This window comes from Adlercreutzia sp. (assembly GCF_056795635.1).
The window spans coordinates 128148-144696 of the sequence record NZ_JBQIIT010000002.1 but is presented as its reverse complement, the minus strand read 5'-3'; the positions used below and the strand labels follow the sequence as shown (position 1 = coordinate 144696).

The following is a 16549-nucleotide window of genomic DNA, read 5'->3' as shown; positions in this document are numbered from 1 at the left end:
GTGATCGGATATGCTTAGGGCCTTGCTGCGGTGCGACAGCGCCCATGGAGGGCATGCTAGGTGCTTGCTCGGATTCGCGCCCATCGCCTCGGGGCGGCGATTTGCAAAATCACCTCTCTGAGGTGATGCCGCTACCAGGGCCTTTCCCGAGATGACATTGCTCGAGTTGCTATACTTTTCCCATCGAGGGAGCCCTTCTTTTCGCTGGCTTGTACGGCGGAGGGCGGGGCGAGAACTATGGGAGGAATTGTGGGTAAGGGCATAATGAGGGATGGTTTGCTGGCGGCTCTGGGACGGGTCGAAGCTGCTTTCAAGCTGCGCTATATGGGTATCGGCTTGGTGTGGGCATGGCTCTACGGCACCTATACGACATCGGCGGTCTTTCCCGATCGCCAAGGGCAGTCCATCAATGCTGACGAGTCCTGGCTTGCTTCCGCCGTGGCAGTCGTGCTCACCTTCTTCGTGGGCGGTCTGCTGCTGAGCCGAACGACGGCGGCGGAGGGGCGGCTGGATCGTTTGAGTGCGGTCGCGGCGTTGCTGCTGTCGGTGGGCACCGTAGCCTCGGCCTTCGGGGGCAACGCTGTGGTCCTCTTCTGGGGCGGCGGGACGCTGACGGGCATCGGCTACGCGTTGCTCAGCATGCTGTGGGCCCAAGCGCTCGTGGCCCTTGATGTGGAGGAACTGGAAGTGGCGGTTCCCCTCGCATCGCTTCTGATAGTTCCCTGCGTGGTGCTGTTCCCCTTTCTCGAGGGCGCCGTCGGGGTAGCGGCCGCTGCGGCTCTGCCCCTTCTGTCGGGCGGCCTGCTGTTGCTGTGCCGCCACGACGGCAACATTCGAGAGGGTGCAACAAGAAGTGGGGAAAGGAGCGCCCGGGGATGCGAGAGTCGCTGGACGAATGCCGCTGATGATGGGCGCGGGTCCGCGGTCGTGGCCCGCGGATGGGGCACGTACCTGGGCCGCGTCGCAGGGGTGTTGGCAGTGCTGTACGTCGCTATCGGATGGCAGGCGGCCTTGGCCGGCATGAGCGATGGCGTCCACGCCCTCGTCGGTGTCGATGTCGCCATGCTCATGGCCAGTCTTGCCAGCGTGGCTCTGGGCGTAGCCATCGTTTTCTTCTCGAAGAAGGTGAGCTTCTCAGGGCTGTTCCGTTGGGCCGTTCCGTTCACGGTGGTGACGCTCGTGCTGCGGGGAGTGTCGGGCCTGTGGGCCGGGTTCGTCGGCAACGCCGTGGGCGATACGCTCGACTCCTTGGTGCAGGTGCTCGTGTACCTGCTCGTCATCACCCTTGCCAAGCAGGGCAAGGTTTCGGCGCCGCTGGGCGTCGGGCTTCTGAATGGGGCCGTGCAGCTCGGTGTTCTGCTGGGCAATCTCGGCGGTGCGCTCTGCCTTGAGCCGATGGTCGGTCTGAGCCCTTCGCTGGCCGCCGCCGCGCTCATCTGCCTGGTGGCGCTTTCCGGCATCGTGATGCCCCAGCGCGAACCAGTCGATGGGGAGCCGGCGCTCGTGGGAGCCGATGCCCTCGAACGTTCGCTGTTAGAGGGCTGTCGGCGCCTGCAAGAACGCAGCGGTCTGTCCGATCGCGAGACCGAGATCGCCTTCCTCATCGCCCGCGGGTACAGCCGCCCCTATATTCGTGAGAAGCTGTTCATTTCCAAGAACACCGTGGCCACCCACATCCGCCACATCTACGGCAAGCTCGCGATCCATTCCAAAGAGGAGCTTATCGACCTCGTCTCCGAAGCGGCGAAGGAATAATGCCGCGCGGTCTTTATCCAGGTGCGAGCACCGGGCAATCGAGTGCGATGACCCCGCCCGATTCATTTTCCCCATAGCGTCGTCCCCTATGCGCAACGTGCATAGGGAGGCAGCAACCTAGAGGCTGGCGAGAAGATTCGGGTGGGGGATGGACGATCGATCGAACCCTGGAGCTATCCGAATACTGCGCGCAAATGATCGATGCGCGACTGGATGCCCTCGAAAATGAAATCGGTGCGACCGTAGAGCGCGGGGTTCTCGTCAAGGAAATCAGCGGCCCATTCGGGGAAGCCGGCGAGTTTATCCAGATCGAGCCACGAAGCGTCATCTACGAGACGCAGCTGTCGGTCGGCATCCTCGAAAAAGGGCTTGGTGTCGAAGGCGAAGGGAGCCCAGGCCAGTTCACGGGTGGGGATGCGGCACCACAGGCTCGATCCCGTGTCAAAAAGAGGCGCGACGCGGTATTCGAGGGTTTCCACATCGCGTATAAGACCGAAGTTGCGCCAATGGCGATCGGTGTTCGCCATGACGTCATCGCAGACGATCATCTTGCCCAAAGCCTTTTCGATATCGGGGACGCCCAGTTCAAGGCAGCACTCCACATAGTGCCGATAGTCGTTGCGCCGATCGGAGCGCGGCAGAATGTCGTTGACGTAGTAGGCGGGGATGAGCTCTTCGGTGGGGCCCACGAAATTGGGACAGGAGCTCACCCAGCCGCCGCCCCACTCCTCCAGCCGGTAGGGGACGAAGTCACTCTTGCTGAGCAGGCGAGAAAACAGTTCGGTGGCGATGACCTCGTTATAAGGCTCCTGTTCCAGCAGGGTGCCTCCCTTGAGCAGGATCCGCTGGCCATCGCGGCATACCCAGCGTTTGGAAAGGACGCCATCGGATGTGTTGTCCGGGGAATCGAGGCCCACATCGGCCATCCAGTCAGCCACTTCAGTCTCATCGAAGTCATTCTCGAAGAAGTTGATGTCCTCCCAGCGGATATCGGCATCGTAGGGTCTCACCCAGTATTGGTCGGACAGGGAAAGCCCCATGCTGCGGAACGGAAGATCGTAGGTCTCGCTCACGCCAAGTTCGGCCAGCTTTGCCTCGATGCCGTGGCGCGCTCGCGGAATGGCGCGGTGCGACCACCAATAGGACAGGGCCACCTGCGATGCGCTTTTTCCTCGAGGGGACATGATGGAGAGCGGCGCGCGGCGTGCGTCGATGATCTCGTCGGCATCGAAGAACTCGCCGGTAGCGGAATCGAAGCGGAACGAGAGCACCTCGTGGCCGCGATTCATGAGCATAAAGCGCGATGCGCTCTTGCGATGGAGGCTCATGGGGGGCCTGCCCGCCTTGGGCGGGTTCTTGAGGCGGGCTTCGATGCTTCCACCGTCGATGAGCCAGATGCCCGCGACCTGCTCAGCTGCCAGGGTGCCGCTTTGGATAAGCTGGTGGATGCGGGGCACGCTCACGCCGAGTCGCTTGCTTGCTTCGGAGACAGTCGTGTTGAACATGGGGCCTCCTTAATACTTGAAATGTTTCTAGTATTAAGAATACTTTCATTTTTGAAGAAATACTAGAAGCATTTCAAGTATTTAGAGGAATTGAGAAGCGCAACGCAGGGTTGGGTATTGTTGTATCTGCCGAAAGCACGGCAGATCGGTAAAAAATTACTGCGTACGCCGAAAAACTTCATGGAATGGAGACAATTCGTGCGTACGCAGTAATGAGGGGTGGCGTATTTTCACCAGGGGAAATAGCTCAGGCGGCTACGAGATGACCTCGATAGGGTCGCCGGGGGCGATGGTGCCGCCGGCGATGACCTTGCAGAAGATGCCTTCGCGGGGCATGATGCAGTCACCCATCTGATGGTAGATGGCGCAGCGGCTGTGGCACCCCTTGCCGATCTGGGTCAGTTCCAGCACCACATCGCCGCAGGCGAAGCGGGTGCCAATCGGGAGGCTCTTCAGATCGAAACCCTCCACGACGAGGTTCTCGCCAAAGGCACCGTGGCCCACCTCGGCGCCGCGCTTGCGGAACTCCTCCACCGATTCGAAGGACAGCAGGCTCACCTGGCGGTGCCACGGCCCGCCATGGGCATCGCCTTCAACGCCCCAGTCGGTCTTAAGCTCCACGGCATGCTGCTCGGATTTCTGGATGCCCTTGACAGTGCTCGTGCATACGGCCTTGATCACGCCCATGATGCACCTTTCTCGCTGGCGATGGGCCGTGCGCCACCTTCGACCCACCCGGTGCATTGGACACATCCCCGGCCCGCTGCACGACGAGAGGGGGAAACTTCGGCGCGGGAAAATTCTAGCGAATTCCTAGACTATCCGCAAGAGAGGATAATTGGAAGGGTCGGGAGCGCCGGAGAAGGCCGGCTGGGCGTGTTGGGAGAGGGCGGCGATCCGCAGAGGTGCCCGTGTGCGGAAAGGGCGGCGACGCCAGGGGAGTGTCACCAAGGGAAGGTGATCGTGCAGATGAGGAGCAATCCCGCGAGGAAGATCATGTTCACGGCGCTGAACAAGCCGATGAAGCGGCCGGTGGACAAGGCGGGCAGGTCGCGCGTTGCGGGAAACACCTTGCGCACACTGGTGAAGTGCTGAAGGGTGATGAGGCTGGCGAGCGAGCCCACAAGCGTGCCCGCGCCGCCGATGTTCACGCCGACGAGCAGCGGTTGCCAGGCGCCGGTGAAATGCGACAGCAGCACGGCAGCGGGCACGTTGCTGATGATCTGGCTCGCCCCGGCGCTCACGAGCAGGCCATGGTCGTCCATGAGCGGGCCGAGGATGGCGGCCAGCTCGGGAATGCGGGCCAGGTTCCCTGCGAACACGAAGAAGCAGGCGAAGGTGGCGAGCAGCGACCAATCCACGGCGGCAAGGGCCCGGCGGTCGAGCACGGCGAGGGTCGCCGCCACCGCCGCGACGGCGAGGGCGATGGGCAGTACGCGGAACACGGCCAGCAGGGTGAGGGCCAGCAGCACGCTGTAAGCGCCGAGACGACGGCGGCTGAGCGGCATGACGGGAGCGGTTGCGGCCGGCGCTGAAGCGTCCGCGTTCTTCCTGCTCGTAAGCCCTGCGAGCCACCAAGTGGCGACAATGATCCCGATGGCGGATACGGTAAAGGGAAGCGTCATGGCGCGCAGAAAGTCGCCAAGGCGAAGCCCGTAGTACGAGTACAGGTACAGGTTCTGCGGATTGCCGAAGGGCACGATCATGCCGCAGAGGTTCGCCGCCAGGCTCTGCAGCACGAAGACGGCCGGTATCAGTCGCGCCTGCCCCGCGCCCACGAAGGTGGCGGCCGACAGCGGCAGCATCATGATGAGGGCCATGTCGTTGGTGGCCACGCACGAGAGTGCCGCTGTGGTGAGTACGAGCGCAAGCGCAAGGGATCGCGGGCTCCCGAATCGCGCGATGACGGTTCGGGCCGCGCGGTCGAAGGCGCCCATGAGCCGCAGGGCGCTCGCTACGGCCAGCACGCAGAACAGGCAGCCGAGCGTCTTCCAGTCGAAGTATCCCAGATAGGCTCCGTCGGGCGGCACCGCCACCATGGAGGCCACCGCCGCCACGACCGACACCGCAAGCACGGCGTGCTCGCGCAGAAAGGCGATGGGGGCGAAGGCGGTGGCGTGCACTGGGGGTCTTTCTCGAAATCGGCAGTGCCCGTAGTGTACCCCAACGTTCCATGAATGCCGGGCGTCACTGCTGGGAGGACCCGGCGTTCGCGAGCGGAACCCCGGAAGGGGGCTGAAAACAAAAGTTTCCGGTCCCCCTTCCGGGGTTCAGTTCATTGAGTAGGCCTCTTCTGCATGAGATTTCGAGTTATGAGCGTCTGACTCTTGCGTCGCGTTCGATGTTCAGAAAGAGCTTTCGAAAAACACCTGGTCGGAGTTTTGTTGACAGTTGGACTTCTTCGATTTTCCGAAGAGGCTACCGCTGGAGACGCTCATAACTCGAAATCTCATGCATGTTCGGGGCGGTTCGATAACCGAGAGGCGGCAAGACGCTCGTAACTCGAAATCTCCTGCATGCGCCGCTCCTTCGCGGGGGCGATCTCATGCTGCCCGCGCGCCATTGGCTGCACCTGCACGTGCCCCTCTGCACGGGCAGCGCTGGAGCATCGGCTAGGACCGCGGACAGCGCTAGATCGTCGGTTGGAACGGTGGGCGCGATATTATGAAAGTGCGGCGTACTCCTCGCACACGACCGGCTCGCACCACTCGTTCGCGCAGCCGACGCCCGGGGCCTCGAAGGCCACGTGGCTCATCCAGCTATCGGCCGCCGCGCCGTGCCAGTGCTTCACGTTGGCGGGGAGGGTCACCACGTCGCCGGGCAGAAGCTTGCAGACCGGCTGGCCCCACTCCTGGTACCAGCCCTCGCCATCGGTGACGAGCAGGATCTGGCCGCCGCCCTCGTCGGCGCGGTGGGCCAGTGCCGGGCGAACGGAGGGGTCGTCCTGCTGCTCGCGGTTGGCGCGGCAGTCGCTGTTGTAGTCGATGTCGGCGGAAGTGTAGGGCTCGGCCGGAGTAATGGCCTGGGCCGCGATCCCGAGAAGCGATGCGAGGCGTTCGGCGACGCCTTCGGTATTGCCGGTTTGGGAGAAGGAGATGATGGCTTCCATAGGGGTCTCCCTTTCTCGGTTGGACGGAGCTTCGGGCTCGTTGTCGGCGGCTGTCTCGGGGGCGGGCGTTTCGGATGCGGTGTCGGTCGGCGGCGTTTGGGGCGGCTGCTGCCTGCTGGTACCGGGCGCTTCGGGCGCGGAGCTGTTGCCCTCGGTGCTGCAACCGACTAGTGCCGGAGCGATCATGCCGGCTGCGGTGATGCCGAGAAGCCCTGTGAAGGCTCGGCGGGTCAGGGGGATTCCCGGGGTGTCGGACGTAGCGATCCTTTCCAAGTATGAGGTTCTAAATCACCCTAAACCTTAAAGCTAACTCGAAGTCAAGAATGTGTTGCGACCATGCGGCTCTAGGATCCCGTATGCGGAATATGGTTTCAACAATGCCCTGATGGCACCATGTGTATGAGATTCTGGAGGACGGCGCCGAGGTGGGCCTTGGCGCCGAAGGAGAGGGGGGCTGGCGCTCTCACGCAGTCGGCACAAGCGCACGGGCGATCAGCTTGCCGGCCAGGGCGCCGGCTACGCAGAGGACGACGCTGGCCAGGGCGTAGGTGCCGCCGACAAGCCATTGGCCGCCCTCAATGAGCTCGAGCGTTTCCAGGGAGAAGGTGGAGAAGGTGGTGAAGCCGCCGCAGAGGCCCACCTTCAGGAAGAGCACCGCCTCGCGGGGCAGGGCGTTCGGGGCGAGGGACGCCGCTTCCACGACCGCGCCGATGATGACGGAACCGACGAAGTTGATGAGCAGGGTCATGAGCGGCAGCTCGGACCCCAGGGGAATGAGACCGAGGCCATAGCGGCTCACTGCGCCCACGAAACCGCCCGCCCCCACGCACAGCACGCTCATCATGATGTCGCCTTTCCCCGTTCGTTTCCATTTCCGCCAGTATAGGCGATGGACGGCCGCGAGGACGCCTGCGGGCGGTTGGCGGGGTCTACGGAGCGTAGGTTGCCAGGGCGGTCGCGAGCGCCCATAATCGGCGACGTTCAACATTCAGAAGGAGGAGCACCCCATGACCTCATATATCAGCGGCGCGTCCATCCGCGCCCTGCGCGAGCGGGCCGGAATGACCCAGCGCCAACTGGCCGATCAGCTCGGCATTACCGACAAGGCGGTGTCGAAGTGGGAGACGGATCGCGGCCTGCCCGACATCACCCTGGTGGAGCCTTTGGCCTGCGCCCTCGGCGTGTCGGTGGCCGAGCTTCTGTCCGGCGAGCAGATCGTGAACGCCAACCGCGCGGGCAACCTGCTGCGGGCGAAGTTCTACGTGTGCCCGCTGTGCGGCAATGTCATCCACGCCACGGGGGAGGCCTCCATCAGCTGCTGCGGCATCGCGCTGCCAGTGCTGGAAGTGGAGAACGCCGTCGACGGGAAGATCCCTGCGGCTCCCGAGAGCACGGAGGCAGCCGACCTGTCCGTCCATCTGCCCCAGGTGGACGTGGCCGATGGCGAGGTGTATCTCGCGATGGATCATCCCATGGACAAGGATCATTTCATCAGCTTCGTGGCCTATGTGACCACCGACCAGGTGTTCTTCCGCAAGCTGTATCCCGAGCAGACGGCCGACGCGCGCTTCCCCTACCGCGGTCCCGGCACCATGTTCGCCTACTGCAACCGCCACGGCCTGTTCGCCTGCCGCACCCCGCGCGTCCAGCGCAAGAGCGCCGTGCGCCTGATGTAGAAAGGGGCGCCGCCGATCGAGCACGCGGCCCGATACATGATATGAAATGCGACCGTCTCGTCTGGCGGCGCCCTTCACCGATCATACGCGCTCGCTCAAGGAAAGAAAACTCTTGAATATACGGCCCCCTTCAGCCGCACGGTCGAAGGGGGCCGTATATTGCCGTTACGGGAGAAGGATCGCGGCCCTAGGCGCCGATGGCGTAGCGGTTCCGGCGGATGAATGCTCTCATGGCTGCCCCCTTTCTCTCCGATATGACGCCGGGGCGTCCTTTAATGGGGATAGCGTAGCGCGGCCGTGCCCGGCCCGGCGCGGCGACGACCCAAGATTAAGGTTCCGCTCAGCAAAACTTAAAGCTCGTTAAGCAATGGCCGCGATCTCTTTGGCGGCTTTCTGGGTCGGGGGCGTTTGCAGTAGCCGTCCGAAAATCTGAGATGTTGCCAACGCCGCACCATCAGCGCGAGAGAACGATTTGCTTGCGACCCTTTTTTGTGATATAAACCTCTATAAATAAGTTACTTATTTATAGAGGTGGTTCCCATGTCTGCTGCTCTTCCGCTCATTCGACCCATCAGCGACCTGCGCACCGATCTCAACGATGTGTGCGTTCAGGCCCAGGAAACCCGGCAGCCTATCTTTATGACGAAGAACGGGAAGGCGAGCCTCGTCGTCATCGACTGCGCCGCCTATGAGGAACAGCGCCAACACGAGCGCTACGTCCACAAGTTGCGTGAAGCGGAGATCGAGGCCAAGTACCGCAGCGAGACGGTCAGCCAAGCTGCCCTCGACGAGACCATGGAGCGTGTCTTCGCGGTCTGGGGCGTCTGATGCGCGAGGCAGTCTATCGTCCGCGAGCGGCCTTCGATCTGGAGTCCATCGTCATCTATATGGGGGAAGTTTGTCGCAATCCGGTGGCAGCTCGGCAGACCTATGAGAGCATCAAGGCGGCCGTGGCCGATCTTTGCGGGATGCCGACGCTAGGCCGCCCCTTTGTTGATGAAACGTTGGGGCGGCGACCCTTCCGGTCGTGGCTGGTTGGGAATTACCGGGTGTTCTACACCTTCGACGACGAAGCGGTCACGGTGTGGCGCGTCATTCACACCCGGCGGGATATCGATGATTTCGCGCTCATCGATTGGGAAGAAGACAGCGAATAGCCAAGTTTCCCGCCGTCGCACTGGCTGAACGGTCGAGCGATTGCGGTGCGGCGCAGGGATCAACTAGCGAGGGAGGATGCCATGGCGAAGGCTTCGACGGAAACGGCCGAAGCAAAAGGCGACGGTCACAGGCGATCCAGCGCAAAGTCTGCGGCTTCGCAACCGCAGCCGGTGGAGCATGGGATCGAGCCGGTGTTCGATGGGCGGTCGGAGGTGCTCGTGCTGGGTACGATGCCCTCGCCGAAATCGCGGGAGGCGGGGTTCTTCTACGGCCATCCTCAGAATCGGTTCTGGCGCGTGCTGGCGGCGCTGTTCGACGAGCCGGTGCCCGAGGACAACGCCGAGCGCGCCGATCTGCTGCTTCGGCACCACATCGCCCTGTGGGACGTGCTGGCCTCCTGCGATATCGTGGGCGCCTCCGATGCCTCCATCGCCAACGGCCGGCCCAACGATCTGTCCCGCATTCTGAACGGAGCCCCGGTGCGGTCGGTGTTCTGCACGGGGGCCACGGCGACGCGCCTCTACGGGAAGCTGTGCGAGGCTGCCTGCGGGCTGCCGGCGGCGCCGCTGCCCTCGCCGAGCCCCGCCAACGCCAGCTGGTCGCTGCCGCGGCTCGTGGAGGCCTACCGTCCTCTGGCCGCGGCCGTCACGCCCTTCGATCCGCCGGTGCTGGATGTAGCCGCCGTGGTGGCCCTCGAACGAGCCATCGCGACTGTGGGCACTCCCTTGGACGCACTGATGCGCCGTGCCGGTCGCTTTCTCGCCTTCGAGGTGCGGAAACTGCTGGAGGAACCGGGGAGGGGAGCGGTCGCTGGGATGGTGCCGTGCGATGGCGGGACAATGGCGCCGTGCCAGAGCGGCGCGGTGGCCGTGCCGGGCAGCGGCGAGACCGATCCGCGTCCCGTGGTCATCCTCTGCGGGAACGGCAACAACGGGGGTGACGGTTGGGTGGCCGGGGAATACCTGGACCGTTGGGGCATTCCCGTGCGCCTTGTGACGGCGGTGCCTCCCGAGGCCCTGACCGCCGAGCCGGCCCGCACGGCGGCGGTGCGCGCCGCAGCCGCATTGGGGCCGGCGAGCCAGGTGATCGTCGCTCCGACCGATGAGGAGGTGGCCCGTCGGCTCGCTGGGGCATCGGTGGCCATCGACGCACTACTCGGGACGGGCTTTTCCCACGAACGGGTGCGGCCGCCCTTCGACGGATGGATCCGGGCCCTGAACGAGGCCCATGCCCGGGGTGCCGTAGTGGTCGCAGCCGACGTGCCGAGCGGGCTTTCGGCCCAAACGGGCGCGACCGCCGTCGATACGGTGGTGGCCGATCTCACGGTTACCATGATCGTTCCCAAACCGGGCCTGTACATTTCCCGTGATCGAGGCACCGACGGGCAGGGTGCTACCGAAGGCGAGCCGTCCGCTGCGGGGACGGTCGAGGGGGGAGTGGCCGCGGCCGGCGCGGCAGACGCAACAGGCGCGGCCGTCGCGGCAGGCACCGCGGGCGCGACGGGCGCCCCGCTCGTTCCCGCGTCCTGCTGCGGTCGCATTCGCGTGGCGCCTCTTGCCTATATCGAGCCGCTTCTCGACGGCCCCGCAGACTGACTGTGGGGTGCCCTGGCACGGTGCCGGCCGATTCGCTCTGGGCCGGCCTGTTCGCTCTGGTCCGTTGCGGCTCCTACCGGCGCTCTTTCCGCACCCCGTCGGGAAGGCCTGCCTCGGGCACGGCCAGGGTGCCGGCCTTCTCGCGGCGGCGCAGATCCCACAGCATGAGCGCCGCCACCGCCAGCAGGGGCAAACCGGCCACGATGCCGGTGCAGGTGGGCCCTATGAAGGGGTTGCCGCCGGTGAGCGAGAAGAGGATGGCGCCGTTGGCGGCCCCGTTCAGCGCGCCGTGGCCGAAGGCGGCTGCCAGGGTGGAGCCGGTGCGGATAGTCACATAGCTGAGGAACACGGCCAGCAGGATGCACCACAGGCACATAGCGACGATGCCGCCGAAGGGCGCCGTGGGGTAGCCCGTGCCGTAGTTGTGGCCGAGGGCGACGAGGGGCGCGTGCCACAACCCCCAGACTACACCCGTGATCAGCAGGGTGGGCACGATGGGCAGGCGGCGGGCCATCTTCGGTAGCAGATAGCCGCGCCAGCCCCATTCCTCGCCGAAGGTGGCCACGATATTGAGCGCCGGCGCGATGGCGCAGGCTCCCAGCAGGGGGAGCACCAGCAGGAGGGGGTTGGCGACGATCCCATCGAGGGCGGCCAAAGACGCGCCGTCGATGCCAGCCTGCTCGGCCGCTGCGCGCTGAGCCTCCACGAACGCCGAGGCTGTGGGGTCGAAGTCGCCCGGAAACAGGAGGAAGTACACGACGGCACCGGCGATCACGAGCAGCGTGGGCCCGAACCAGGCCACGGCGAACCAGGGCAGCGACTGACGCACCGGCTTGGGCTTCATCACGCAGTTCGCGAAGCCCTCGCCAGTGACGAGGCGCGTGATGACCACACCGAGGGCGGGGAAGAGCATGGTGACGGCCACAGCCGCCGTATAGGTCAACTCAGCGGAGACGAAGGCGCTGGCGTAGGGCGCCTCTCCCAGGGCAATGGGATACACTACGAGGAAATCGTAGAGGTACGTGATGGCGAAGGTGACGGCGAGGAAGATGAGCGCGCGTTTCATAGTCACTCCTTTCGGTTGATTTGTTCTATTGCAACTATAACACAATTTGTTATAATGTGACTAGAACAAAATGTCAACGCGGGATGGTGCACGCCGTGCTGGCTTCGCCCGGCGGCCGCGCTGCATCCCGCGCAACCAGTTCGGAAAGGAGGCATCCATGCTCATGACTATCGACGGGTCGTCACCCGAGCCGTTGTACGTGCAGATTCGCAATCAGATTGTCGCCGGCATCGCCACTGGCGCCCTGGAACCGGGCCAGTCGCTTCCCTCGGTGCGGGCTCTGGCGAGTGACCTGGGCATCAACCTGCACACGGTGAACAAGGCCTATGCCGTGCTGCGTGATGAGGGCTATGTGACCATGCGCGGCCGCGCCGGCGCCGTCATAGCCGACCCTGCGGCCGAGGGAACTCTCGGCACCGAGGCTGCCCAGGCGAAGATGGGCGACGACTTGTTCCGCCTGGCCCTGGCCTTCCGTGCCCGCGGGGGCACGCGTGCGGCCTTCCTGGAGGCGGCTGCCGCCCAAGCGGACCGCGCCTACGGGGCTGCCGACCGTCCCGCAGCCACCGCCGACGCCACGGCCGACCATTCCGCAACTGCTTCTGATTCCCCTGAAAGGAAGGCCTGCTCATGACTGCTGCGCCCACTGCTTCGCTCCTGCTGGGAATGCTCGGGCTCGTGCTGCCCGTTACCGGCATTCTCATGGCGCTGACGCCCTATCTCATGCCGAAGCGCGAATGCTTCGCCGTTACGGTGCCCGACGCTGCCGTTAACGATCCTCATCTGCGGAAACTCAAGCGAATCTACCTGGCGGCGATGTTGGCGCTCACGGCGCTGGCCACCACGGCCACGGTGGCGGCGTGCCTGATCGATCCGCAGCACGCCGCCTTGCCGGTGTTCATCGTGGGCATCTTCGCCCTGTGCGTTATCGGCTACGGCCTCATGCTGTATTTTCGCCGTCGCGTGCAAGCTTACAAGCGCGTCCAAGGCTGGCAGGCCGAAGGCGCCCGGGCGGTGGGCTTCGTCGGCAATGAGCCGTTTCCGCGGCCGCTCTCGCTGAAGTGGGGCCTGCTGTACCTGCCCGTCATCGCCGTGACCATCGCCATCGGCGTGGCCGGTTACGCTACCATGCCCGATCAGATTCCCATGCAGATCAATCTCTCCGGCGGGGTATCCCGCTGGGCTGAAAAATCACCGGGTGTCGTGGCCTTTCCCGTGCTGTTCACGGTGTTCATGGCCGTCTGCTTCTTGTTGTCCCAATGGATGATTCTGCGTTCGAAGAAGGGCAGCGACCCGGCCGCGCCGGCGGCAAGTGCGTGGGCCTACGCCATGTTCGCCCGGGCTCAGAGCATCATGCTCGTTGCCATGGGGCTCATGATCAGCTTTATCGGCCCGCTCATGGAGCTCGTCTTCGTCGGCGTGCTCACGTTGGAGCAGATGATCGTACCCATCGTCCTCATCGTGATCATCGTGGTGGTGGCCAGCTTGGCTGTGAGCCTCATCTACGGCCAGAACGGCAGCCGGCTCATCGCGCGGGTGGGCCAAAGCGCCACGATGCCCCGCGACGACGACCGCTTCTGGAAGCTCGGCATCTTCTATGTGAACCGCGATGACGCGAGTCTCTTTCTGCCCGAGCGCTTCGGCATCGGCTGGACCATCAACTGGGGCCGCCCCGCCGCCTGGGCGCTCGTCGCCGGCTTCGTGCTCGTGGTCGCAGGCTTCGTGGCCGCGGCGATCTTGTTCACCTAGTTATTGGAAGTCGCCCAACTCGGCTTCCCAATCGAAATCGGGCGGCGGTCCTGCGGGGCCGTCGCCCTCTTCGTTGCCGCTGTGGCCGTCCCATTGGTAGACGTCCATGAGCACGCGGCCCTCCTCGTCGAAGGCCACCCCTTCCGCGGCCAGCATCTTGCGCTGCTCGTCGGGGCCGCCGAAGGCGAAGCCCGTGGCCATGCGCCCGTCCTTGAACACCACGCGGTGACAGGGGATGCAACCGGGATCGGTGCCCGGCTCGGGGTTGCCGTGCAGGGCATAGCCCACGTAGCGGGCCGCCCGCGGCGCCCCGATCATGCGCCCCACCTGGCCGTAGGTGGCCACCTTCCCCGCGGGGATGCGTCGCACCACCGCAAATACCCGATTGGCGAAATCTCCCATGACCGACCTTCCGTGGACGCCCGTTGAAGTTTTGCTGTCAGCATAGCGCAGTTTCTGGCTCCCGAGGGCGCGCGGTGGTATCGTGCGCTGAGAAAACCACGCGGTGCTCGGTGCCGCTTTCCCCGAAAGGTCCGTTATGTTCAAAGTTCGTTCCAAGTACCTGCTGCTCATCGCGGCGGCGGTGTGGCTCATCGCCGGAAGCCAGGTGGCCCGCATGGGCATCGAGGCCATCGCCGCCGGCCAGGGCAATCTGTGGCTGCTGCTCATCGGCATTCCCGCCACGTTCCTCGTCTTCCATAGAATGTTCTCGAAGCTGGTGGGCAAGCATGCGGCCCGCATTCGCGGCTATGGGGAGGAGAAGATGCACGTGCTGCGGTTCTTCGATGTGAAGGGCTACATCATCATGGCCGTCATGATGGGCGGCGGCATCGCCCTGCGCTCCTTCCACCTGGTGCCCGGCTGGTTCATCGCGTTCTTCTACACGGGACTCGGCATCGCCCTGGCCCTGGCCGGCATCGGGTTCATCGTGCACTACGTACACCGGGACGGCCTCATCACCTGCCCGGTCACGGGGAAGGTGCGCGAGGGGTAGGGGCGAACGAAAAAGGCCAGGCGGGTCGCCTGGCCTTTGAGGGGAGGGTATAGTGCGGGGAGGGGCTACTTGCCCTTCTTCTCCCAGTAATGCTTGCAATCCTCGTATTTCATGGGACTCTTCGGCTCCATGGCACCGGTGAGGGCGTGAATGGCGGCGTAGCGGCCCATGGTCATGTAGATGCCGCAGCACAGACCGCCCTGGGCGAGGTTCCACTCGAGGCCGCCGCATACGCTGCCCGCGCCCGAGCCCACGGAGTACAGGCCCGGAATCGGCTCCCTGTTCTCGTCGACCACCTGGCAGTTCCCGTTGACCTCGATGCCGGAATTGATGGCCGAGCAGCGAATCCACTGGCGCGTGCCCCAGTACGGCGGCGTGTCGATGGGCTTCATGAGCTCGGAGCTCAGGCCGAACTCCAGATCCTCGCCAGTCTCGCACATCGCGTTCCAGTCCTCGACGCTCTTTTTCAGGGCGTCGGCGGGAATGCCGAGCTGCTCGGCCAACTCGTCAAGGGTGTCGGCGCGATAGGTATCGGTGAGATCGGGATACACGTTCTCGGGGTCTTCCTTGAGCCCGGGGACGTAGTTCTCCAGCGTCTTTACGCCCATCGACGGCGGCAATTCGTATTTCGCCTGGTAGTCGTTGTCGAAAATGCGCACGAAGCGGCCCGGATCCTCGACGTCCAGAGACCGTTCGCGTAGGGCCAAGTCCCAGCTCTCCATGGGAATGTCCTCGTTCATGAAGCGCTTGCCGCTCTCGTCGAGGGCCATGAAGGGCTTGCGGGTGAGGAGCATGGGCTGGGCGTCCATGTCGTGCATGGTCTTCGCATGGTTCACTGGGCAAATGCGGCCTCCCGCCAAAACGGCCATGAGGATACCGTCGCCGGTGCGGCCGGACTGCTTGCGGCCAAAGCGCACGACGTCGGGAGATAGCGTCTCGACCATGGACTCGTTGTTCTGGTAGTCGCCGGCGGCAATGATGACGGCTTTGTTCGCGATGAGCTTGACATAGCCGTCGGAATTCTTGCCGATGGCGGCGACTACGCGGCCCGACTCGTCTTTCTGAAGCTGCACACACGGAGTGCTGTAGTAGAAGACGGCCCCTTCCTTCTCGGCGCGCTGGGCGAGGGTGCGCATGAGGGTGCCGTGGTTGTCCGGCTTCGGGCCGTAGGACTTCAAGACCGCCGTGCAGGTGCCCTTGTCGCCCTCGTACTTGTTGGCGGTGGCGGAAACGTTGTAGGACGGGAATCCCTCTTCGTCCGAGCGTGTGAGGATCCACATGGCGGTTTCGCCGGAATGGTCCATGAACAGCTGAAGAAGATCGCTCTGCATGCGGTAGCCGCCCGACTTGCGCCATGCCTGGAAGTACTGCTTCATGCCCAGGGGATTCGACTCTTCGAGGATGATGCCCGACGAGCCATTGCCATTGGCCTGGGCGCTGTCCTCGCGCTGGAGGCAGGCAACGGTGGCACCCTCCTCCAAGGCGGTTAAAATGGCGGGCACGCCGGCTGTTCCCGCGCCGATGACCACGATATCGTAGGTCTCCTCCTTGGCAAATTCGGGGATCTCGTCCACTTCGATCATGGACTCTTCCACGAAGGCGTCGGTCACGCCCTCGGGCAAAGTGCTCTCAGAGCCTCCGTCCTTGCCGCCCTGGGCAGCGGGTGCGCAGCCCACGGCGGCAAGCATGGCTGCGCCGCCCATGAGCGCCCCGCCTCTCAGAAAGTTTCGACGGTCGATGTTCATTGTCTCCTCCTTGCTTTGTCCTCACACAGCGCGTATCCACGGGTTCGCAGGCCCGTTGCCCAGCATCGCCTCGCAGTGCCGATAGGGCCACGGCGTTATGGAACGGGGGATTCCGGCTGCCCTTCACACCTCGGCATTGTAGGGGGAGCCCACCCCTTCTGACTTCCCATAAACGGCGATAAATCAGCTGGTCGGGGCTC

General features: G+C 64.3%; 16 protein-coding genes. 8 read left to right on the top strand and 8 right to left on the bottom strand.

Annotated elements, in window-relative coordinates; translation table 11 throughout:
- Positions 1 to 249 precede the first annotated feature (249 nt).
- Positions 250 to 1755: a response regulator transcription factor gene (locus tag ACTOXK_RS01645; RefSeq protein ID WP_482277231.1), complete on the top strand. Its 1506-nt coding sequence runs from the start codon at positions 250 to 252 to the stop codon at positions 1753 to 1755.
- A gap of 173 nt (positions 1756 to 1928) precedes the next feature.
- Here the strand turns inward: ACTOXK_RS01645 and ACTOXK_RS01640 are convergent, their stop codons facing one another.
- From ACTOXK_RS01640 to crcB, 5 genes are all read right to left on the bottom strand, one after another.
- Complete coding sequence (locus ACTOXK_RS01640) at positions 1929 to 3260, bottom strand: helix-turn-helix domain-containing protein (protein WP_482277230.1); 1332 nt, start codon at positions 3258 to 3260, stop codon at positions 1929 to 1931.
- Positions 3261 to 3515: 255 nt separating this feature from the next.
- On the bottom strand, positions 3516 to 3947 hold the full coding sequence (locus tag ACTOXK_RS01635) for an MOSC domain-containing protein (protein ID WP_482277229.1): 432 nt from the start codon (positions 3945 to 3947) through the stop codon (positions 3516 to 3518).
- Between the two features lie 257 nt (positions 3948 to 4204).
- Positions 4205 to 5383 (bottom strand): SLC13 family permease, encoded by a 1179-nt coding sequence (locus tag ACTOXK_RS01630; RefSeq protein WP_482277228.1) that lies wholly within the window; start codon positions 5381 to 5383, stop codon positions 4205 to 4207.
- A 539-nt stretch (positions 5384 to 5922) separates the two neighbouring features.
- Positions 5923 to 6369 (bottom strand): flavodoxin, encoded by a 447-nt coding sequence (locus ACTOXK_RS01625; protein WP_482277227.1) that lies wholly within the window; start codon positions 6367 to 6369, stop codon positions 5923 to 5925.
- Positions 6370 to 6832: 463 nt separating this feature from the next.
- Positions 6833 to 7213: a fluoride efflux transporter CrcB gene (gene crcB / locus ACTOXK_RS01620; RefSeq protein WP_482277226.1), complete on the bottom strand. Its 381-nt coding sequence runs from the start codon at positions 7211 to 7213 to the stop codon at positions 6833 to 6835.
- A gap of 163 nt (positions 7214 to 7376) precedes the next feature.
- On the opposite strand from crcB, the gene ACTOXK_RS01615 reads away from it, so the two are divergent.
- The 4 genes from ACTOXK_RS01615 to ACTOXK_RS01600 all read left to right on the top strand — a co-directional run bounded on the left by ACTOXK_RS01615 (position 7377) and on the right by ACTOXK_RS01600 (position 10798).
- Positions 7377 to 8045: a helix-turn-helix domain-containing protein gene (locus ACTOXK_RS01615; protein ID WP_482277225.1), complete on the top strand. Its 669-nt coding sequence runs from the start codon at positions 7377 to 7379 to the stop codon at positions 8043 to 8045.
- A gap of 540 nt (positions 8046 to 8585) precedes the next feature.
- The gene (locus ACTOXK_RS01610) at positions 8586 to 8873 is read left to right on the top strand and encodes a type II toxin-antitoxin system prevent-host-death family antitoxin (RefSeq protein WP_482277224.1); all 288 of its coding nucleotides are present in this window, start codon (positions 8586 to 8588) and stop codon (positions 8871 to 8873) included.
- A complete protein-coding gene (locus ACTOXK_RS01605) occupies positions 8873 to 9202 on the top strand; it encodes a type II toxin-antitoxin system RelE/ParE family toxin (RefSeq protein ID WP_482277223.1) in 330 nt (109 codons plus the stop codon). Before ACTOXK_RS01610 ends, ACTOXK_RS01605 begins: the two co-directional genes overlap by 1 nt.
- 81 nt (positions 9203 to 9283) lie before the next feature.
- Entirely contained in the window at positions 9284 to 10798 is a 1515-nt protein-coding gene (locus ACTOXK_RS01600; RefSeq protein WP_482277222.1) for a DNA-deoxyinosine glycosylase, read from the top strand.
- 73 nt (positions 10799 to 10871) lie between these two features.
- Here the strand turns inward: ACTOXK_RS01600 and ACTOXK_RS01595 are convergent, their stop codons facing one another.
- Positions 10872 to 11864 (bottom strand): CPBP family intramembrane glutamic endopeptidase, encoded by a 993-nt coding sequence (locus ACTOXK_RS01595; RefSeq protein WP_482277221.1) that lies wholly within the window; start codon positions 11862 to 11864, stop codon positions 10872 to 10874.
- 157 nt (positions 11865 to 12021) lie between these two features.
- Here ACTOXK_RS01595 and ACTOXK_RS01590 point away from each other — a divergent pair, with 157 nt between their 5' ends.
- Both ACTOXK_RS01590 and ACTOXK_RS01585 read left to right on the top strand, forming a co-directional pair.
- Positions 12022 to 12495 carry a GntR family transcriptional regulator gene (locus ACTOXK_RS01590; protein ID WP_482277220.1) on the top strand — a complete coding sequence of 158 codons (474 nt, stop codon included), beginning with the start codon at positions 12022 to 12024 and terminating at the stop codon, positions 12493 to 12495.
- The gene (locus tag ACTOXK_RS01585) at positions 12492 to 13610 is read left to right on the top strand and encodes a DUF1648 domain-containing protein (protein WP_482277219.1); all 1119 of its coding nucleotides are present in this window, start codon (positions 12492 to 12494) and stop codon (positions 13608 to 13610) included. The genes ACTOXK_RS01590 and ACTOXK_RS01585 overlap by 4 nt, the downstream gene beginning before the upstream one ends.
- Here ACTOXK_RS01585 and ACTOXK_RS01580 read toward each other — a convergent pair whose 3' ends face one another.
- On the bottom strand, positions 13611 to 14012 hold the full coding sequence (locus tag ACTOXK_RS01580) for an MGMT family protein (RefSeq protein ID WP_482277218.1): 402 nt from the start codon (positions 14010 to 14012) through the stop codon (positions 13611 to 13613).
- A gap of 136 nt (positions 14013 to 14148) precedes the next feature.
- Here ACTOXK_RS01580 and ACTOXK_RS01575 point away from each other — a divergent pair, with 136 nt between their 5' ends.
- The gene (locus tag ACTOXK_RS01575) at positions 14149 to 14604 is read left to right on the top strand and encodes a hypothetical protein (protein ID WP_482277217.1); all 456 of its coding nucleotides are present in this window, start codon (positions 14149 to 14151) and stop codon (positions 14602 to 14604) included.
- A 65-nt stretch (positions 14605 to 14669) separates the two neighbouring features.
- Here the strand turns inward: ACTOXK_RS01575 and ACTOXK_RS01570 are convergent, their stop codons facing one another.
- Positions 14670 to 16349: an FAD-dependent oxidoreductase gene (locus ACTOXK_RS01570; protein WP_482277216.1), complete on the bottom strand. Its 1680-nt coding sequence runs from the start codon at positions 16347 to 16349 to the stop codon at positions 14670 to 14672.
- Positions 16350 to 16549: the final 200 nt, after the last annotated feature.